General features: G+C 61.2%; 16 protein-coding genes and 1 tRNA gene. 9 read left to right on the plus strand and 8 right to left on the minus strand.

The window, feature by feature from the left end:
- The first annotated feature begins 226 nt into the window (after positions 1–226).
- The 4 genes from arcA (at position 227) to AB5Y98_RS11515 (ending at position 5,050) form a co-directional block, all read left to right on the plus strand.
- Positions 227–1,447: an arginine deiminase gene (gene arcA, locus AB5Y98_RS11500; protein WP_005306475.1), complete on the plus strand. Its 1,221-nt coding sequence runs from the start codon at positions 227–229 to the stop codon at positions 1,445–1,447.
- 62 nt (positions 1,448–1,509) lie between these two features.
- On the plus strand, positions 1,510–2,436 hold the full coding sequence (gene arcC, locus AB5Y98_RS11505) for a carbamate kinase (RefSeq protein ID WP_010635806.1): 927 nt from the start codon (positions 1,510–1,512) through the stop codon (positions 2,434–2,436).
- Positions 2,437–2,515: 79 nt separating this feature from the next.
- Entirely contained in the window at positions 2,516–3,520 is a 1,005-nt protein-coding gene (gene argF / locus AB5Y98_RS11510) for an ornithine carbamoyltransferase (protein ID WP_005306471.1), read from the plus strand.
- Between the two features lie 123 nt (positions 3,521–3,643).
- The gene (locus AB5Y98_RS11515; protein WP_005306469.1) at positions 3,644–5,050 is read left to right on the plus strand and encodes a YfcC family protein; all 1,407 of its coding nucleotides are present in this window, start codon (positions 3,644–3,646) and stop codon (positions 5,048–5,050) included.
- A 156-nt stretch (positions 5,051–5,206) separates the two neighbouring features.
- Here the strand turns inward: AB5Y98_RS11515 and AB5Y98_RS11520 are convergent, their stop codons facing one another.
- The 5 genes from AB5Y98_RS11520 to AB5Y98_RS11540 all read right to left on the minus strand — a co-directional run bounded on the left by AB5Y98_RS11520 (position 5,207) and on the right by AB5Y98_RS11540 (position 8,135).
- Positions 5,207–5,698, minus strand: a complete 492-nt coding sequence (locus AB5Y98_RS11520; protein ID WP_005306467.1) for an arginine repressor — start codon at positions 5,696–5,698, stop codon at positions 5,207–5,209.
- A gap of 218 nt (positions 5,699–5,916) precedes the next feature.
- Positions 5,917–6,381: an aspartate carbamoyltransferase regulatory subunit gene (gene pyrI, locus AB5Y98_RS11525; protein WP_005306465.1), complete on the minus strand. Its 465-nt coding sequence runs from the start codon at positions 6,379–6,381 to the stop codon at positions 5,917–5,919.
- A 16-nt stretch (positions 6,382–6,397) separates the two neighbouring features.
- On the minus strand, positions 6,398–7,318 hold the full coding sequence (gene pyrB, locus AB5Y98_RS11530) for an aspartate carbamoyltransferase (RefSeq protein ID WP_005306463.1): 921 nt from the start codon (positions 7,316–7,318) through the stop codon (positions 6,398–6,400).
- Entirely contained in the window at positions 7,299–7,493 is a 195-nt protein-coding gene (locus tag AB5Y98_RS11535; protein WP_139431056.1) for a hypothetical protein, read from the minus strand. Before AB5Y98_RS11535 ends, pyrB begins: the two co-directional genes overlap by 20 nt.
- 99 nt (positions 7,494–7,592) lie before the next feature.
- Entirely contained in the window at positions 7,593–8,135 is a 543-nt protein-coding gene (locus AB5Y98_RS11540) for a hypothetical protein (protein WP_005306461.1), read from the minus strand.
- A 209-nt stretch (positions 8,136–8,344) separates the two neighbouring features.
- Here AB5Y98_RS11540 and AB5Y98_RS11545 point away from each other — a divergent pair.
- Together AB5Y98_RS11545 and AB5Y98_RS11550 are read left to right on the plus strand one after the other, a co-directional pair.
- Positions 8,345–8,421, plus strand: a tRNA-Trp gene (locus AB5Y98_RS11545).
- A gap of 285 nt (positions 8,422–8,706) precedes the next feature.
- Positions 8,707–10,077 carry a phosphatidylserine decarboxylase family protein gene (locus AB5Y98_RS11550; protein ID WP_368231938.1) on the plus strand — a complete coding sequence of 457 codons (1,371 nt, stop codon included), beginning with the start codon at positions 8,707–8,709 and terminating at the stop codon, positions 10,075–10,077.
- 49 nt (positions 10,078–10,126) lie between these two features.
- Here the strand turns inward: AB5Y98_RS11550 and AB5Y98_RS11555 are convergent, their stop codons facing one another.
- On the minus strand, positions 10,127–10,645 hold the full coding sequence (locus AB5Y98_RS11555) for a class IV adenylate cyclase (protein ID WP_368231939.1): 519 nt from the start codon (positions 10,643–10,645) through the stop codon (positions 10,127–10,129).
- A 242-nt stretch (positions 10,646–10,887) separates the two neighbouring features.
- Between AB5Y98_RS11555 and AB5Y98_RS11560 the strand changes: the two genes are divergently transcribed.
- Positions 10,888–12,780 carry a methyl-accepting chemotaxis protein gene (locus AB5Y98_RS11560; protein WP_005306455.1) on the plus strand — a complete coding sequence of 631 codons (1,893 nt, stop codon included), beginning with the start codon at positions 10,888–10,890 and terminating at the stop codon, positions 12,778–12,780.
- 49 nt (positions 12,781–12,829) lie between these two features.
- Here AB5Y98_RS11560 and AB5Y98_RS11565 read toward each other — a convergent pair whose 3' ends face one another.
- Positions 12,830–13,357, minus strand: coding sequence for a lipocalin family protein (locus AB5Y98_RS11565; protein ID WP_368231940.1), 528 nt, complete (start codon positions 13,355–13,357; stop codon positions 12,830–12,832).
- Positions 13,358–13,374: 17 nt separating this feature from the next.
- Positions 13,375–14,277, minus strand: a complete 903-nt coding sequence (locus AB5Y98_RS11570; RefSeq protein ID WP_368231941.1) for an AraC family transcriptional regulator N-terminal domain-containing protein — start codon at positions 14,275–14,277, stop codon at positions 13,375–13,377.
- A gap of 145 nt (positions 14,278–14,422) precedes the next feature.
- Here AB5Y98_RS11570 and yqhD point away from each other — a divergent pair, with 145 nt between their 5' ends.
- Together yqhD and pntA are read left to right on the plus strand one after the other, a co-directional pair.
- Complete coding sequence (gene yqhD / locus AB5Y98_RS11575) at positions 14,423–15,586, plus strand: alcohol dehydrogenase (protein WP_017784171.1); 1,164 nt, start codon at positions 14,423–14,425, stop codon at positions 15,584–15,586.
- A gap of 507 nt (positions 15,587–16,093) precedes the next feature.
- Positions 16,094–17,620 carry a Re/Si-specific NAD(P)(+) transhydrogenase subunit alpha gene (gene pntA / locus AB5Y98_RS11580; protein ID WP_017764816.1) on the plus strand — a complete coding sequence of 509 codons (1,527 nt, stop codon included), beginning with the start codon at positions 16,094–16,096 and terminating at the stop codon, positions 17,618–17,620.
- The last annotated feature ends 3 nt before the right edge of the window (positions 17,621–17,623 follow it).

The following is a 17,623-nucleotide window of genomic DNA, read 5'->3' on the forward strand; positions in this document are numbered from 1 at the left end:
TACCCCTATCAAAGAATAAACCGTGAATTTATTCAGTTCTGGGTGAATGTGATCAATGTCTAAGTTTATCGTGATTGGCAGGTCTAACCTCGGTCTCGAAAGGCAAGGGCAGGATAGAACACAAGCCGATTACCCTACATAAAGAATATCCCGCCTTAGCCACGAGCATGAATAGAAGGAATCTATTCAATCACTCGCAGGGACCACTGCTAGACGGAATATAATCATGAGCAAATTTTATGTAGGTTCTGAAGTTGGCCAATTGCGCCGTGTCATGTTGCACCGCCCCAACCTCAGTCTGAAGCGTCTGACTCCTTCCAACTGCCAGGATCTGTTGTTCGATGACGTCCTGTCCGTTGAACGTGCCGGTCAGGAGCACGACAAATTCGCTCAGGTACTGCGCGATCAGAATGTCGAAGTTTTCCTGCTGACCAATCTGCTGGCGGAAACCCTGGACGTGCCGGAAGCCAAAACCTGGCTGCTGCAACATCAGGTCTCCGACTATCGCCTCGGCTCTTCTTTCGCCAACGACGTACGCTGCTTCCTGGCCGACATGCCACACCGCGAGCTGGCCCGCATTCTCTCCGGTGGCTTGACCTACTCCGAGATGCCCTACAGCGGCGTCAACATGGTAGTGGGCATGCACGCACCAACCGACTTCATCATCGAGCCGCTGCCCAACCACCTCTTTACCCGTGACACCTCCTGCTGGGTCTATGGTGGCGTCTCCATCAACCCGATGGCCAAACCGGCCCGCCGTCGCGAAACCAACCACGTGAAGGCCATCTATCGCTGGCACCCGCAGTTTGCCGGTCAGGACTTCATCAAATACTTCGGTGACGAGGATCGCGACTACGACAACTCCACCATCGAAGGGGGCGACGTACTGGTCATCGGTCGTGGCGCCGTGCTCATCGGCATGTCCGAGCGCACCACACCGCAAGGGGTCGAGCACCTGGCTCGCGGCCTGTTCAAGCACGGCCAGGCCAAACAGGTCATCGCCATGCAACTGCCTAAACACCGCAGCTGCATGCACCTGGATACCGTCATGACCCACATGGACATAGACACCTTCTCCGTCTATCCGGAAGTCATCCGCAAGGATGTGAACTGCTGGAGCCTGACTCCGGGCGGTGCCACCGGCATGAACATCAAGGAAGAGGGTTACTTCGTCACCGCCATCGAGAAGGCACTGGGTGTCGATCAGCTCAAGCTCATCACCACAGGTGGCGACACCTTCGAGGCCGAGCGCGAGCAGTGGAACGATGCCAACAACGTGCTGACCGTGCGCCCCGGCGTGGTGGTGGGTTACGAGCGCAATACCTACACCAACGAGAAGTACGACAAGGCCGGCATCACTGTGCTGCCCATCCCGGGTGAAGAGCTGGGACGTGGCCGCGGCGGCGCCCGCTGCATGAGCTGCCCGATGGAACGCGACGGCATCTAACAAGACGGCGTGGCGCCGGCAGAGGCTGGCGCCACACAGCACCAAACTCGAGAGTAACACTCATGAAAAAACCAACTGTCGTCGTCGCCCTGGGTGGCAATGCTCTGCTCCGTCGTGGCGAGCCGCTTGAAGCAGATATCCAGCGCAAGAACATCGCCACCGCCGCCAAGACCATCGCCCTGATCGCTCAGGAGTACAACGTGGTGCTGGTGCATGGCAACGGCCCGCAAGTCGGCCTGCTGGCTCTGCAGAACAGTGCCTACACCAAGGTATCCCCCTATCCGCTGGATGTGCTGGGTGCCGAGTCCCAGGGCATGATCGGCTACATGCTGATCCAGGAATTGAAGAACCTGATGCCGAGCCGCAACGTCACCGCGCTGCTGACCCAGGTGCAGGTTGACCCGCAAGATCCGGCCTTCGTCAATCCGACCAAATTTATCGGCCCCGTCTACGAAGAGGCTGAAGCCCGCGCCCTGGCTGCAGAGAAGCAGTGGGTGGTCAAGGCTGACGGCAAGTTCTTCCGCCGCGTGGTGCCGTCTCCACTGCCCCAGCGCATCGTCGAAGGCGACGCCATCGAAACCCTGATCGCCCAGGGCCACCTCATCATCTGTACCGGTGGTGGTGGCATCCCGGTGACCTGGGATGGCCAGAGCCTGACCGGCATCGAAGCCGTCATCGACAAGGACATGTCTGCCGCCTACCTGGCCAAGCAGATCAAGGCCGACGCCCTGCTGATCCTGACCGATGCCGATGCCGTCTACCTGGACTGGGGCAAACCGACCCAGCGTCCGCTGCGGATCACCAGCCCGGACGAGCTGGCCGGCGTCAAGTTCGACGCAGGCTCCATGGGGCCGAAAGTCGAAGCCTCCTGTGAATTCGTCAAGGCGACCGGCGGCATGGTCGGCATAGGTGCACTGGACGATGGCCTGGCCATCCTCAAGGGCGAAGCCGGCACCAATATCGTCGCCACCCGTACCGTGAATGCGTAATTACCGACATCTGTACTGAGAATGCGTAGTCAACACTACTGCCTGAATTGGTCTGAAACAAATATAGAGAGAACTCATCATGGCTTTTAATCTGCGTAACCGTAACTTCCTGAAACTGCTGGACTTCACCCCGCGCGAAATCCAATACATGATCGATCTGGCCATCGACCTGAAGAAAGCCAAATACGGTGGCTATGAGCGTAAACACCTGACCGGCAAGAACATCGCCCTGATCTTCGAGAAGACCTCCACCCGTACCCGTTGTGCGTTTGAAGTGGCGGCCTTCGACCAGGGCGCCCAGGTCTCCTACCTCGGCCCGAGCGGTTCCCAGATCGGCCACAAGGAGTCCATGAAAGACACCGCCCGGGTGCTGGGCCGCATGTATGACGGCATCGAATACCGTGGCTATGGCCAGGAGATCGTGGAAGAGCTGGGTGCCCACGCCGGTGTCCCGGTCTGGAACGGTCTGACCAACGAATTCCACCCGACCCAGATCCTGGCCGACTTCATGACCATGCTGGAGCACGGCAAGGGCAAACGCCTGGATCAAATCAAGTTCGCCTACCTGGGTGACGCCCGCAACAACATGGGTAACTCCCTGATGGTCGGTGCTGCCAAGATGGGCATGGACATCCGCCTGGTCGCACCGAAAGCCTTCTGGCCGGAAGAAGAGCTGGTTGCCAAGTGCCGCCTGATCGCCGAAGAGACAGGCGCACGCATCACCCTGACCGAAGATGTGAAAGAGGGTGTGCTGGGTACCGACTTCCTCTACACCGACGTCTGGGTTTCCATGGGTGAAGCGAAAGAAGCCTGGGATCAGCGCGTCAAACTGATGACCCCGTATCAGGTCAACATGGACGTCATCAACGCCACCAAGAACCCGGATGTGAAGTTCATGCACTGCCTGCCGGCGTTCCACAACGACGAGACCACCATGGGCAAGGAAGTGGCTGACAAATACGGCATGAAAGGCCTGGAAGTGACCGAGGACGTGTTCGAATCCGAGCACAGCATCGTGTTCGACGAGGCCGAAAACCGGATGCACACCATCAAGGCAGTGATGGTTGCTACGCTGGGCGACTAAGGTCGCAGTAGTGGTGCCGGGGGGCGACCCCCGGCTTTTCGACCATGTGACAGCGGCATAATACCTCCAACCCTACGACCCGCAGCCTGCATGGATACCACACCCACAGAAGGAAGCTGGACCATGACCAAATTCAAGTTCCCGTCAGCCTACACGATACTGTTCGTGCTGATCGCCCTGGTGGCCGCCCTGAGCTGGATAGTGCCGGCCGGCAAATACGAAATGACCATGAACGAAGCCCTCGGCAAGGAAGTGCCGGTGGCCGGTACCTACAAGCTGGTAGAGGGCAATCCCCAGGGGATCGTCGACGTGCTGCTGGCGCCGATCGATGGTCTCTACAACCATGACACCTACGAGGCAGGCGCCATCGACGTCTCCCTCTTCATCCTGATCATCGGTGGTTTTCTTGGCATAGTGACCAAGACCGGTGCCATCGATGCCGGTATCGAACGGGTAACCGACCGCCTGCGCGGCCGTGAAGAGTGGATGATCCCGATCCTGATGGCGCTGTTCGCCGCAGGCGGCACCATCTACGGCATGGCGGAAGAGTCCCTGCCGTTCTATACCCTGCTGGTGCCTGTGATGATGGCCGCCCGCTTCGACCCGGTCGTCGCCGCCGCCACCGTGCTGCTGGGGGCCGGTATCGGTACCCTGGGCTCCACCATCAACCCGTTCGCCACCGTGATCGCCGCCAACGCCGCCGGCATCTCCTTTACCGATGGCATCTGGCTGCGCGTCGCCATGCTGGTGGCCGGCTGGCTGCTCTGCGTGGCCTATGTGATGCGCTACGCCAAGATGGTGCGCAGCGACCCCAGCAAGTCCCTGGTGGCTGACAAGTGGGAAGAGAACCGTGCCCACTTCCTCGGCAACAAGAGCGACCAGATGCTGGAGTTCACCCTGACCCGTAAAATCGTGCTGGGCATCTTCGTTGCCGCCTTCGCCGTGATGATCTACGGGGTGGCCGTGCTGGGCTGGTGGATGGCGCAGATCTCCGGTGTGTTCCTGGCCGCCGCCATCATAGTCGGCGTCATCTCCCGCATGAGCGAGGAGGAGCTGACCTCCAACTTCATCGACGGTGCCCGCGATCTGCTCGGCGTGGCCCTGATCATCGGTATCGCCCGCGGTATCGTGGTGGTGATGGACAACGGCATGATCACCCACACCATACTGCACAGCGCAGAAGGGATAGTGACCGGCCTCTCCACCGTGGTTTTCATCAACGTGATGTTCGTGCTGGAAGTGGTGCTCTCCTTCCTGGTGCCGTCCTCCTCCGGCCTGGCTGTGCTGACCATGCCGATCATGGCGCCGCTGGCAGACTTCGCCAACGTGGGTCGCGAGCTGGTGGTCACCGCCTATCAGTCCGCCTCCGGTCTGGTGAACCTGGTGACTCCGACCTCCGCCGTGGTCATGGGTGGCCTGGCCATCGCCAAGGTTCCCTATGTACGTTGGCTGAAATGGGTAGCCCCGCTGCTCGGCCTGCTGACCGTGCTGATCGTGGTCTGCCTGAGCCTGGGTGCCGTGCTGGCATAAACACCGACAGACATAGCCGCAAAAACGGGAGCCGCTGGCTCCCGTTTTTTATGGCCGACCACGAGGCGGGCCCAGACAGCGCACAGATGGGATAAAAAGCCGATTGGCAGACAACAAAAAGGCGACCCTGGGTCGCCTTGCTACATTGGGGGAAGGCTAGCGCGCCTGCTCCAGGGTGCGCACCACGGCGGCGTGGGCCTGACGGGTGCGGCTGATGTGGCGCGGGGCGACCAACACCACGTCGTTGCCGGCGACGGCCCCCATGATCTCGGGATTGGCGTTGCGATCCAGCAGACGAGCCACCACGGTGGCGGCCCCTGGCGTGGTATGGATCAACACCATCTGCTGGTTGTGCACCACGGCGCGCACCATGTCGTGAATGGAGCGAGTGCTGCCGGCGGGTTCCAGCTGTTCGTCAACCAGGGTGTAGACCTTCTTGCCGTTGGCATTCTGCGCCTTGGCGACGCCGAGACGGCGCAGCAGGCGGGAGATGGTGGACTGGCTGATGTCGGCGAAGCCGCGCTCCGACAGCTCGCGGCGGATCTCTTCCTGGGTGCTGTAGCAGTGCTGGCCGATGATCTGGCGACAGGCATCCAGCTGGGCCAGATCGGGCTCTTGGGCAACGGGACGGCTGAGGGTCTTGACCACGGCGAATTCCTTTGATGATGACCGACGGTAAACGCTCGATATCTGCCGCATTTGCTGAATATCAGCAAAAAATACTGGCAATCAATGCACTGGCAGGAAATGAGCGGGAATAGCTCTCTTTGGATGGCAAATTATAACCAACTGGTTATTTGGTGATGTGACAGGGGTCAAAAATGGGCCCCTTGGGGCCCACCTGGATATCTTTTTGAGTCTGGTTCTCAGTAGCGTTCGCTGACGATGTCCTGGGTGAAGGACTTCTCGCAGTATTTGCACTTCATCCGTACCGCGCCTTTCACCTCGCGCACCCGGAAGTAGCTCTCCACCGGCTCGTTGTGGGAGATGCAGTTGGAGTTGGGACAGTGGAACACCCCGGCGATGAACTCCGGCAGCTTGAGCTGGTGCTTCTTCACCACGGCGAAGTCTTCGATGATGTTGACGGTCGCCTTGGGGGCGAACAGCGCCAGCTGGTTGGCTTGCTGCTCGGTCAGGCGGGTGTTCTCGATCTTGATGAGATCCTTTTTGCCGAGGGCGCCGGATTTGAGGTTGAAGCCGACGGTGATCCGCTCCTGGGTCTCTACCAGCTGGAACAGCTTGAGGATCTTGATGCCCTGGCCGGCGGGGACGTGGTCGATGACGGAGCCGTGACGGATGGCTTCGACTTGCAGTTGGTTCTTGTCAGACATGATGTTCCCCTTTCCGTTAGACAGTTTCGTTCAGTACCAGAGCCAGCAGTGCCTGGCGCGCATAGACCCCGTTCTCCGCCTGCTGGAAGTAGTAAGCGTGGGGCGTCTTGTCGACCGCGACGTCGATCTCGTCGACGCGGGGCAGGGGATGCAGGATCTTCATGGTGGGCTTGGCCCCTTCCAGGGTGGCCAGTTCCAGCACGAACTTGGCGGCCATGTGCTTGTACTCGGTCTCGTCGAAGCGCTCTTTCTGGACCCGGGTCATGTAGAGGATGTCGAGCTCAGGCATCACCTCTTCCATGGTTTCATGCACGCTGAACTGGATGCCCTTCTCTTCCAGCTCTTCGCAGATGTAGTCCGGCATCGCCAGCGCTTCCGGCGAGATGAAGAAGAAGCGGCAGTTGAACAGGCTGAGGGCCTGAGCCAGCGAGTGCACGGTACGGCCGTACTTGAGGTCGCCGACGAAGGCGACGTTGAGGCCGTCCAGCTTGCCCTGGGTCTCGCGGATGGAGAAGAGGTCGAGCAGGGTCTGGGTCGGATGCTGGTTGGAGCCGTCACCGCCGTTGATGACCGGCACGCGGGAGAATTCGGAGGCGAGGCGGGCCGCCCCCTCTTTCGGATGACGCATCACCACCGCATCGGTGTAGGAACCGATGATCTTGATGGAGTCGGCCAGGGTTTCACCCTTCTTGGCGCTGGTGTTGCCACCGTCGGCGAAGCCGATGATGTTGCCACCCAGGCGCTGCACCGCGGTCTCGAAGGAGAGGCGGGTGCGGGTAGAGGCTTCGAAGAAGCAGCTGGCGACCAGCTTGTCTTTCAGCAAGCGGGTGTCGGGCTCGGCCTTCAACCGTTGTGCGGTTGAGACTACCAGTTCCATTTCAGACCGGGTCAGGTCCGTGATGGAGATGACATGTTTCTTATAGAGTGGATTGGTCATCGTCTGCATTCCCTTTGACATCAATGAAGGTTTTTCGGGCACAAAAAAAAGCCCCTGAAACAGGGGCTTTTTTTGAAAACAATTGGGGATCTGTGGGTCGGGAACCGGAAACAACGGGGCCGCTCTGGTGCGCTCCACCCGTCTGCAAGGCTGTTTTTTTCATCAAAAACTGCATCGTCCTGTCCTGACCTTTTTTCAAACCGGACAGATTATAGAGTCGCATTTTAAATTGTCAAAAATTTATTTCAAAGGCAAGATTTGCGCAGAAAAACGTTTAAGTGCTGCGAACAGGTCGGCAAACCCACACCTGATGCTGGGGCTGCAGTGGCTCGTCATCATGCACCATGGCACGCAGATAGCCGAGCCTGTGGTGCCCTTCCAGCAGGCAGTAGGGGTGGGGCAGGGGTTGTCCGTTCGGGTAGCTGTCCCCTGCCGTCGATGCCAGCACTATGATGGGTTCTGGCCAACTCCCTTCACGCAACATCCTCTCCCCGAGCCAGGAGCTTCGCACGTAGCGGTTGCTGCGCAACATCTCGCCCCAGCGTTCGATCACCTCCATATGGCGGGAATCTATCTGGTCGATGATCCGTGCGGTGGGCCAGCTCTCGCACTCGAACTGATGGCGGGCGAGATCGATAAAGCTCCAGTTGGACTCAAAACCGCGCCAATGGCGATAAATCCACTGGATGAGCACATTTTCGGGAATGAAGGGCACCAGCGGGGCGACCCGTGCCAGATAGTCGGGCAGTGTCTCGGTTTTGCTTTCATCCCTGAAGTTGAGCGGTGCAAGTTGTTGCAGTAACCGGTAATTGAGCATGTGCAGCCCCCTTCTTGCCTGGCCCCAAGCTTAACCCTACCCCCATTGCGGTCAGTTTCCTACCCAAACAAGGCTGTAAATACAGCAAGTTACCCATTGGAGCTGCATAAATTGGCAGGATCTGCTCGTCCTTTGCGCAATCGCACCGAAAGTGAGAAAAAAGCCTTTACCTTTGAAACCCGCTTTGTATACTACGCCTCGTTTGTTGCAGGGGCGTAGTTCCAATTGGTAGAACAGCGGTCTCCAAAACCGATGGTTGCGGGTTCGAGTCCTGCCGCCCCTGCCATTTTCAGAGAAGCCAGCTCATTGAGCTGGCTTTTCGCTTTTCCAGGCCTACCACTCTCCTTTTGCACATCCCTTGTGCCGCCTGCTCTCCTGGCCTGGTTGCTCTCCGCATATCCCAACCGCTAGTCGCTGTTGCGTCACTCTGCCCTGTCGTTTCTGGCAATCGTGCTGCCGGGCCCCCTGTGCTACATAACAGGGTCGGTGCCCTGGCATGCCGCTGGCAGGTCGGCACTCAATGCTCAAGCCGTGGATTGTGGGCGTGAACATCAGCTGAGGAGAGCGAACCATGAACAAGGCAGTGGAAACCCGATTGAACAAGTCCCGACCCGGTGGCTGGATCCCCCAGGATGGGGCCCATGTCGAGCGCTGGATCCGGCGGATCAAGCACTACGTGAACCAGCAGCCGCGGGCGCTGGTCCCCCCCATCGCCGAGCTGCGGGATCTGGTCAATGCCGACCCGGCGCTGCATGCCCAGGCCGAGGCCATGTTCAAGGAGGCCTGGCGCCACAAGCACCAGACCCCGCTCGGTCAGCCTGAGGTGCGTTCGTTCGAGGAGTTCCTCGGTCTGCTCAATGGCATCATGACCACGGCCCCCGAGGCCTATCAGGACATCCCCAGCCAGGAACCGTCCGGCCTCATCGGCTTTCCCATCAATGCCCTGCTCGACTGGCCCATGGCCACTCGCTCCGGCTACCAGTTTTTTGCCAATGCTCTGGTCAATCAGCAGTTCAAGAAGATCCTCGACTACTGGGCCCAGTTCCTGCAAAGCCCGGCTTCCCGCTATGTGCTGACCGAGCCGGTAAGCCGGCTGGATCGCGAGACCCTGGTGGTGCCCTGGCTCGGCAAGGCGGCCAAGGCCGAGATGGTGCAGGTGGCGAACGAAGCGGTCGGGGAGGGGCCCAACCCCACGCCGGGCAGTTTCGAGCAGATCTTCGAGTGCGAGCCGGCAGCCGAATACCACGGCTTCGGCTGCTGGGACGACTTCTTCACCCGACGTTTTCGGACCGGAGTGCGGCCGGTCTCGGCGCCGACGGATGACAATGTCATCGTCAACGCCTGCGAATCGGCTCCGCTGCAGGTGCGCAAGGAGGTGAGCCGCAGCGATCAGTTCTGGCTCAAGGGGCAGCCCTATTCGCTGGAGAACATGCTCGACTTTGACGATCTGGCCCCCCGTTTCGAGGGCGGCACCGTCTATCAGGCCTTCCTCAGCGCGCTCAGCTACCACCGCTGGCACAGCCCGGTGAGCGGCACCATCCGCAAGGTGCGCGTCGTCAACGGCACCTACTATCTGGAGAACCAGTTCGAAGGCTTTGCCGATCCGCAGGGGGCGGATCCCAGCGCCCCCAACAACTCCCAGCCGTTCCTCACCTCGGTGGCGACCCGGGCACTCATTTTCATCGAGGCGGACAACCCCAAAATCGGTCTGATGTGCGTGGTGCCGGTGGGGATGGCCGAGGTGTCGAGCTGCGAGATCACGGTGCAGGCGGGGGACAGGGTGAAGAAGGGGGATCCGCTCGGCATGTTCCACTTCGGCGGCTCCACCCACTGTCTGCTGTTCCGCCCCGGCGTCAGGCTGGAGTTCGACTTCCATGGCCAGACCCCGGGGCTGGATGCAACCAATATGCGGCTCAACACCGCCATCGCCCGGGTCAAGTAGCCCTGCCGGGCAGACTATGGGAGGCCGCCTGCGGGCGGCCTTGTTGCATTCAGGCCTGCTGCCGGAGAAGCAGATCCAGATAGGCGCCTTCTATCAGCCGGGAGGGCTCAACTCCAAGCTGCGCCATGATGTCGTTGGCTTCCTGCATCCCCGCCTCAAGCGGCTCGTCCTCCTCCAGCACCACCTCCAGTTCGAGGAAATGGCCGAGCCCCTGCACCCGATCGAGGTGGATCCGGGTTCTGCCGACCAGCAACAGGGTGCGCTTCTTCTGCACCCTGCCGATCTGGCCCCAGGCCAGGCTGAGGGTCTCCCGCAGGCGATCCGGTTCATGTGTCGTGGTCAGCTGATAGAAGCTCTCCTTGGGGCCTTGTTGATCGGCGCGGCGGTAGAAGATGAGCTCGCCGGCCGAGGGAGAAAAGGTTCGCAGCTTCAGACGACCGGCGTCACAGCGAAAGAAGGTGTCATCCTGCTCGATCTCGACGGGGCCCTGATCGGCGATGGCGAGTGCCTTGGGGAGCAGGTCATCTATCCGCTCTATGCTGGCTTTGATCTCGATATTTCGGGGCATGGCAGGCTTATCCATCAGGGGTTGAAGGAGTCCAACCTAGCACGGATTGCGTCCCTGCATAGCCATTTGTCGAGACGGATATCGGCCGAAGAGTGGGTGGTTTTTCGTGAGCTGTGGCACAACCTGTTGCCGAGTCATGATAAATCGACAGGATTCACTAAAGTCTGTTCAGCATGTGGCCGATAGCCTTGATTAAACAAGGGTCTCTCCCTGGCCCGTCACAACAACAAGGATCCGTAGTCATGACACTTTCGTTGCGCGGCAAGCTGCTGGCCACCAGTCTGGGGGTGGTGCTGCTGATGGCCTCACTGCTCGGCATCGTTGCCTTTCACACCCTCAAATCCCGCACCATGAGCGCCATCCAGAGCGAGGCGGTCAACTATGGTCACGCCTACTCGGTCGCCATCGGCGACTGGATGGCGGATCGCAAGAACACGGTGCACGCGCTGGTGAACCTGATCGCCGACAACCCGCAGGCCGAGCTGGTGCCCCACCTGAAGCAGGCCTACACCTCGGGTGGCTTCGGACTCACCTACTTTGGTTCCACCCAGGGGGTGATGACCCGCCAGGACCCCTCCCTCAATACCGGCAACTATGACCCGCGCGAGCGCCCCTGGTATCAGGACGCGGTGAAGGCGGGGCAGCTCATCGTCACCGCCCCCTATGTCAGCGTCACCATGCAGAAGCTGGTGGTCACCCTCTCCGAGCCGGTACGTCATCAGGGCGAGCTGGTCGGCGCCGTGGGGGCCAACCTGGCGCTCGACAAGCTGATCGACGAGGTGTTGGCGATGCAGGTACAGGGGGATGGATACGCCATGCTGCTCGACAGCAGCGGCCTCATCGTCGGCCACCCCAACAAGGAGCTGGCGCTCAAGCAGATTGGCGAGCTCTCCCCCGACCTGTCGGCAGCCACCTTCCAGCAGTGGGGCCGCGAGAACAACGAGCTGCACGCCGCCACCCTGGACGGGCGCGACGTGCTGCTGGCGGTGCAGCCGGTGGCGGGCACCGACTGGCTGCTGGCCATGGTGATGTATCGCGACGTGCTGGAGGCACCGCTCGCCTCCCTGCTGTGGCAGCTGGTGGGGCTGACCCTGGTGCTGATGCTGGTGTTCAGCGCCCTGCTCACCGCCATGTTCAAGTATCTGTTTGCCGATCTGGGTCGGGTCGCCGGCGCGCTGCACGACATCGCCCACGGCGAGGGGGACCTCACGGTGCACATCAACACCCGCAGCAAGGACGAGGTGGGTCAGCTGGCGGAGAGCTTCAACCAGTTCGTGGCGCGGCTGCACGGTATCGTCAGCCGGCTGCGCGATGTCACCGTAGAGCTGGCGGCCCAGTCTCGCGCCCAGGCGGCTGGCGCCCAGTCCCGCAGCCAGCGGGTGCGCCAGCAGCAGGACGAGATCGTCATGGTGGCGACCGCGGTGACCGAGATGGCCTCCGCTACCCAGGAGATCGCCGGCAACGCCGAGTTTGCCGCCACCACCTCGGGCGACGCGGTCAAGCTGGCGGTATCCGGCCAGTCGCAGGTCGGCCAGAGCCAGCGCAGCATCACCGGGCTGGCAGACGAAGTGGCCGACGCCAGCCAGATCATTGTGGAGCTGGATGCCCATGCCCAGAAGATCAGCGGCATCCTGGCCACCATCAGCGGCATCGCCGAGCAGACCAACCTGCTGGCGCTCAACGCCGCCATCGAGGCGGCGCGGGCCGGCGAGCAGGGTCGCGGCTTTGCGGTGGTGGCTGACGAGGTGCGGGTACTGTCGCGCCGCACCCACGACTCCACCGACGAGATCCAGCAGATGATCGAGACCCTGCAGCAGACCACCCGCCGGGCGGTGGGCGGCATGGAGACCAGCCGCCAGCTGGCGGGGACCAGCGTGGAGGATGCGGAGTCCGCCAACCAGAGCCTGGCGCGGATCAACGAGGCGATCGGTTCCATCAGCGACATGGCGACTCAGATTGCGGCGGCGGCCGAAGAGCAGACCTCGGTCACCAGCGAGATCAGCCGCAACACCGAGAACATCCGCCACGTCTCCCAGGAGCTGGCCGAGCAGGCCAATCAGGAGGCAGCGCAGGCGGCCGAGCTGAAGGGGCTGACCGAGCGGCTGGAGCAGGAGATTGGCCGCTTCCGGCTCTGATCCTCAGACAATCTTCCATGACAAAGGGCAGCCCACGGGCTGCCCTTGCTTATTTCACGACAGGCTCAGGGGTCTGCGTGACCCAGATCAGCTGATCGGTGGCAAAGCCCAGCCCCTTGGCCTTGGCGATCAGCGCATCCACGTTGGCCTTGGGCGGATTGGGTGAGCGGGCGAGGATCCAGAGATAGTCGTGGTTGTAGCTGGTTACCAGCGAGAGCTGGTAATCGGGATCCAGTTCGATGACGTTGTAGCCGCCGTAGAAGGGGCCGAAGAAGCTCACCTTGAGCCGTGCCTCGTCCGGTTTGTCGACGAAGTAGGCCTTGCCCTCTGCCTCGCGCCAGCTGCCGTCACTCTGCTTGCCGCGATTGAGCACCCTGACCCCGCCGTCGTCGCGCAGGCTGTAGGTGGCGCTCACCTGCTCCAGTCCGCGCTCAAAGCTATGGTCGAGGCGGGCTATCTCGTACCAGGTGCCGAGGTAGCGGTCGAGCTGGAAGCCGGTAACGGGGCGGATGCCGTAGGCGAGGCCGGTACAGGCCGTCAGCAGGCAGGCGGTCAGCAGGCAAAGCAGTGTACGCATGAACAATTCCTCTCTGGTTATCCCTCTATGATGCGCAGCTGGCCTTCCCGGAAGCGGGAGGCCTGATCCGTCGGCGTGCTGCCGAAGAAGCGCTTGTACTCCCGGCTGAACTGGGAGTTGCTCTCGTAGCCGACCCTAGCCGCCGCGGTGCCCGCCTTGATGCCGTCGTGCAGCATCATCATCCGCGCCTTGTGGAGGCGAAACGACTTGATGTACTGCAACGGCGAGGTGGCGGTGACCGCCTTGAAGTGGTGGTGGAACGCGGAGACGCTCATGTTCACCTCCCGCGCCAGCTCCTCCATGGTCAGGTTGTCGGCGAAACGCTGCTCTATCATACGCAGCACCCGGGCGATCTGGCCCACATGGTTGTGGCGGTTGGCGAGCGCCTGCAGCGCCGGGCCGCCCCCCTCGTGCAGGGCGTAGAACAGCATCTCCCGCACCGTCTGCGGCCCCAGCACCCGGGCGTGGTGGGGTTTGTCCATCAGATCGATCAGTCGCTCGGCGGCGCAGAACATGGCCTCCGACAGGGGCACAGAGTGCACGCCGCTCTTTTGCGGAGCGGGAGCGGGCAGGGCATCCCCCAGCTCCAGCAGCAGCTCCTGCAGGGTCACCAGGTTGATCTCGAGGGAGAAGCCGATGAGGGGCTGCTCGGGGGAGGCGAAGCACTCGCACTCGCAGGGCAGCGGCAGGGTCATCAGCAGGTAGTGGTTGGGGTCGTAGCGAAACACCTGGTCCGCCAGATAGCCCACCTTGTGTCCCTGCAGGATCACTATCATCCGCGGCTGGTAGAGCACCGGGGTGCGGCCGTGGTATTCGGTGGTGTAGATGAGGCTCACCTGAACCACCGGCGAGGGAGTGATGCCGGGGGCGGTGACGTGGCGAGCCAGCTTGGCGGCAAGGTCGGTGTAGCGTGTCTGCATGGGGTGCTCTTGAAATCTGTTCTGGCTGCTTTGTAGAAATAGGCAAAGAACTAGCAGGATGTTGTCTTGATGGTATTGGTTGTCTGGAGAAAAATGCAATCACATTTTTGCGGCCTGGCCGCCAGAGACTAAAAAGGCAATGTCGATGAACAACTTCACCCTGCATACCCCGACCAAGATCCTGTTCGGCAAGGGCCAGGTCGCCCAGCTGCGTGCCCAACTGCCACACGACGCCCGCATCCTCATCACCTACGGTGGTGGCAGCGTGGTGCGCAGTGGCCTGCTGGCCCAGATCCGCAGCGAACTGGCCGGCATGACCCTGTTTGAATTCGGCGGCATCGAGCCCAACCCCACCTACGAGACCCTGATGGGGGCGGTCGAGCTGGCCCGCGCCGAGCGGGTCGACTTCCTGCTGGCCGTCGGCGGCGGCTCCGTGCTCGACGGCACCAAGTTCATCGCCGCGGCCGCCCACTATGATCCGGCCCGGGATCCCTGGCACATCCTCGAGACCGTGGGCAACGAAGTGCGCTCCGCCATCCCGCTCGGCGCCGTGCTGACCCTGCCGGCCACCGGTTCCGAGATGAACATGGGCGCCGTGGTGACCCGGCGCAGCAGCGGCGACAAGGTGCACTTCTTCTCGCCCTTCGTGATGCCGCGCTTTGCCGTGCTCGACCCCGTGCTCACCTACACCCTGCCGGCCCGTCAGGTGGCCAACGGGGTGGTGGATGCCTTCGTGCACATCCTGGAGCAGTACCTCACCTACCCGGTCAACGCCAAGGTGCAGGATCGCTTCGCCGAGGGCCTGCTGCTGACCCTGCTGGAAGAGGGCCCCAAGGCACTGGTGGAACCGGAAAACTACGAGGTGCGCGCCAACATCATGTGGAGTGCCACCCTGGCGCTGAACGGCCTGATCGGAGCCGGTGTACCGCAGGACTGGGCCACCCACATGCTGGGCCACGAGATCACCGCCCTGCACGGCCTCGACCACGCCCAGACCCTGGCGGTGGTGCTGCCGGCCCTGCTGCAGGCCAAGCGCCAGCAGAAACACGCCAAGCTGCTGCAATACGCCGAGCGGGTGTGGGATCTACGCAGTGGCAGCGAGGCTGAGCGCATCGACGGCGCCATCGCCGCCACCCGCGACTTCTTCGAGCGGATGGGGATCAAGACCCGGCTGCGGGATTACGGCGTGGCGGACGCAGGAATTGATACCCTGCTCGGCAAGCTGGCGGAACACGGCATGACCGCCATCGGCGAGCACGGCGATATCGACCTGGTGCAGAGCCAGCATATTTATGAGGCGGCCTGGTAAGCCGGGCACACCGGTCAGTCACCATCGAAACGATTAAATAACAGGGGCCGGATCCGCCTATTTGGCGGGTAGACGGCCCCTTGTCTGTTACAAAACAGTTACTTTTTTCGTTTTCGGCCTGATATCTGTGATCCGTGCGGATTTCGTAAGAACAAAAAGCGCTAAGATAGAGGGCCGGTAAAACATTTTTTTTGACTGGTTGGATCACTTTTTCCAGCGCTTTTTACTGGTATAAGTCGCTAATTTGGTTTGTTTTTTTAAATCATGGTCCGGGACGGGCTGAATTCTGTACGCGCGCTGCCGGGACTGCGGTTGTAATAAAACTCCAAAATTTGATACTAATCACCTTCGCGCCTGAAAAGCGGGGGCCTGACCATGACAGGAGGTTGAGGTAAAGCCTACTGATTTTCATAACAAAGGGCCCGTGACCTGCACTTTGGTCATGTCTTGTTTCGCCAGAAATGCGACACTGGGCAGCGATTGTTTATTAACCATCAGGGAATAGTCATGCAGATTGGAATACCGAGAGAGAGTCTCGCCGGTGAGACCCGGGTCGCAGCGACCCCGGCCACCGTTGAGCAGCTGAAAAAGCTCGGCTTCGAGGTCGCTATCGAGGCCGGTGCCGGCCTGCTGGCCAGCTTCGATGATGCCGCCTTCGAGGCTGCCGGTGCCAGCGTGGTGCCGAGCGTCTGGCAAGCCGACCTCATCTTCAAGGTCAATGCGCCGACCGATGCCGAGATCGCACAAATTAAAGATGGTGCCACTCTGGTGAGCTTCATCTGGCCCGCCCAGAACCCTGAGCTGGTCAAGAAGCTGTCCGCGCGCAACATCAATGTGATGGCGATGGACATGGTGCCGCGGATCTCCCGTGCCCAGTCCCTCGATGCCCTCTCCTCCATGGCCAACATCGGTGGCTATCGCGCCGTCGTTGAAGCCGCGCACCAGTTTGGTCGCTTCTTCACCGGCCAGATCACCGCCGCCGGTAAAGTGCCGCCCGCCAAGGTGCTGGTGATCGGTGCCGGCGTCGCCGGTCTGGCCGCCATCGGTACTGCCGGTTCCCTCGGTGCCATCGTGCGTGCGTTCGATACCCGTCTGGAAGTGGCCGAGCAGATCGAGTCCATGGGTGGTGAATTCCTCAAGCTCGACTTCGGCGGCGAGGATGGTTCCTCCTCCGATGGTTATGCCAAGGTCATGAGCGAAGAGTTCATCGCGGCTGAGATGGCGCTGTTTGCCCAGCAGGCCAAGGAAGTGGACATCATCATCACCACCGCCCTGATCCCGGGCAAGCCGGCACCCAAGCTGATCACCAAAGAGATGGTGGACAGCATGAAACCGGGTTCCGTCATCGTGGACATGGCTGCCCAGGCTGGCGGCAACTGCGAATACACGGTATCGGGTGAACTGCATGTCACCGACAACGGCGTCAAGGTGATCGGTTACACCGATCTGCCGGGTCGTCTGCCTGCCCAATCCTCCCAGCTCTACGGTACCAACCTGGTCAACCTGATGAAGCTGATGTGCAAGGAGAAGGACGGCAACGTCGCCATCGACTTCGAAGACGTGGTGCAGCGCAACATGACGGTGATCCAGGCCGGTGAAGTGACCTTCCCGCCGCCCGCCATCTCCGTCTCTGCCGCCCCGCAGAAGCCGGCCGCCGCCAAACCGGCTGCCAAGAAAGAAGAGGCCAAACCCTCCAACAAGAAGTTCGTGTTCGGTGCCCTCGGCATCGCCGCCTTCGGCTGGGTTGCTGCCGTGGCGCCTGCCGCGTTCCTCTCTCACTTCACCGTATTCATCCTGGCCTGTGTGGTCGGTTACTACGTGGTGTGGAACGTCTCTCACGCCCTGCACACGCCGCTGATGTCGGTCACCAATGCCATCTCCGGCATTATCGTGGTCGGTGCCCTGCTGCAGATTGGGCAAGGGTCGACCCTGGTCACCGCATTGGCCTTCATCGCCGTGCTGATTGCCAGTATCAACATCTTCGGCGGCTTCACCGTCACTCAGCGCATGCTGAAGATGTTCCGTAAGGATTAAGGG

The organism is Aeromonas sp. s3 (assembly GCF_040907805.1).
Classification (GTDB): Bacteria; Pseudomonadota; Gammaproteobacteria; order Enterobacterales; family Aeromonadaceae; genus Aeromonas; species Aeromonas dhakensis.

What these genes read in the sequence shown, in the direction of transcription:
- arcA (WP_005306475.1), top strand. Translation starts at nt 227, where the DNA reads ATGAGCAAATTTTATGTAGGTTCTGAAGTTGGCCAATTGCGCCGTGTC.
- arcC (WP_010635806.1), top strand. Translation starts at nt 1,510, where the DNA reads ATGAAAAAACCAACTGTCGTCGTCGCCCTGGGTGGCAATGCTCTGCTC.
- argF (WP_005306471.1), top strand. Translation starts at nt 2,516, where the DNA reads ATGGCTTTTAATCTGCGTAACCGTAACTTCCTGAAACTGCTGGACTTC.
- AB5Y98_RS11515 (WP_005306469.1), top strand. Translation starts at nt 3,644, where the DNA reads ATGACCAAATTCAAGTTCCCGTCAGCCTACACGATACTGTTCGTGCTG.
- pyrI (WP_005306465.1), bottom strand. Translation starts at nt 6,381, where the DNA reads ATGTCTGACAAGAACCAACTGCAAGTCGAAGCCATCCGTCACGGCTCC.
- pyrB (WP_005306463.1), bottom strand. Translation starts at nt 7,318, where the DNA reads ATGACCAATCCACTCTATAAGAAACATGTCATCTCCATCACGGACCTG.
- AB5Y98_RS11535 (WP_139431056.1), bottom strand. Translation starts at nt 7,493, where the DNA reads ATGCAGTTTTTGATGAAAAAAACAGCCTTGCAGACGGGTGGAGCGCAC.
- AB5Y98_RS11540 (WP_005306461.1), bottom strand. Translation starts at nt 8,135, where the DNA reads ATGCTCAATTACCGGTTACTGCAACAACTTGCACCGCTCAACTTCAGG.
- AB5Y98_RS11550 (WP_368231938.1), top strand. Translation starts at nt 8,707, where the DNA reads ATGAACAAGGCAGTGGAAACCCGATTGAACAAGTCCCGACCCGGTGGC.
- AB5Y98_RS11555 (WP_368231939.1), bottom strand. Translation starts at nt 10,645, where the DNA reads ATGCCCCGAAATATCGAGATCAAAGCCAGCATAGAGCGGATAGATGAC.
- AB5Y98_RS11560 (WP_005306455.1), top strand. Translation starts at nt 10,888, where the DNA reads ATGACACTTTCGTTGCGCGGCAAGCTGCTGGCCACCAGTCTGGGGGTG.
- AB5Y98_RS11565 (WP_368231940.1), bottom strand. Translation starts at nt 13,357, where the DNA reads ATGCGTACACTGCTTTGCCTGCTGACCGCCTGCCTGCTGACGGCCTGT.
- AB5Y98_RS11570 (WP_368231941.1), bottom strand. Translation starts at nt 14,277, where the DNA reads ATGCAGACACGCTACACCGACCTTGCCGCCAAGCTGGCTCGCCACGTC.
- yqhD (WP_017784171.1), top strand. Translation starts at nt 14,423, where the DNA reads ATGAACAACTTCACCCTGCATACCCCGACCAAGATCCTGTTCGGCAAG.
- pntA (WP_017764816.1), top strand. Translation starts at nt 16,094, where the DNA reads ATGCAGATTGGAATACCGAGAGAGAGTCTCGCCGGTGAGACCCGGGTC.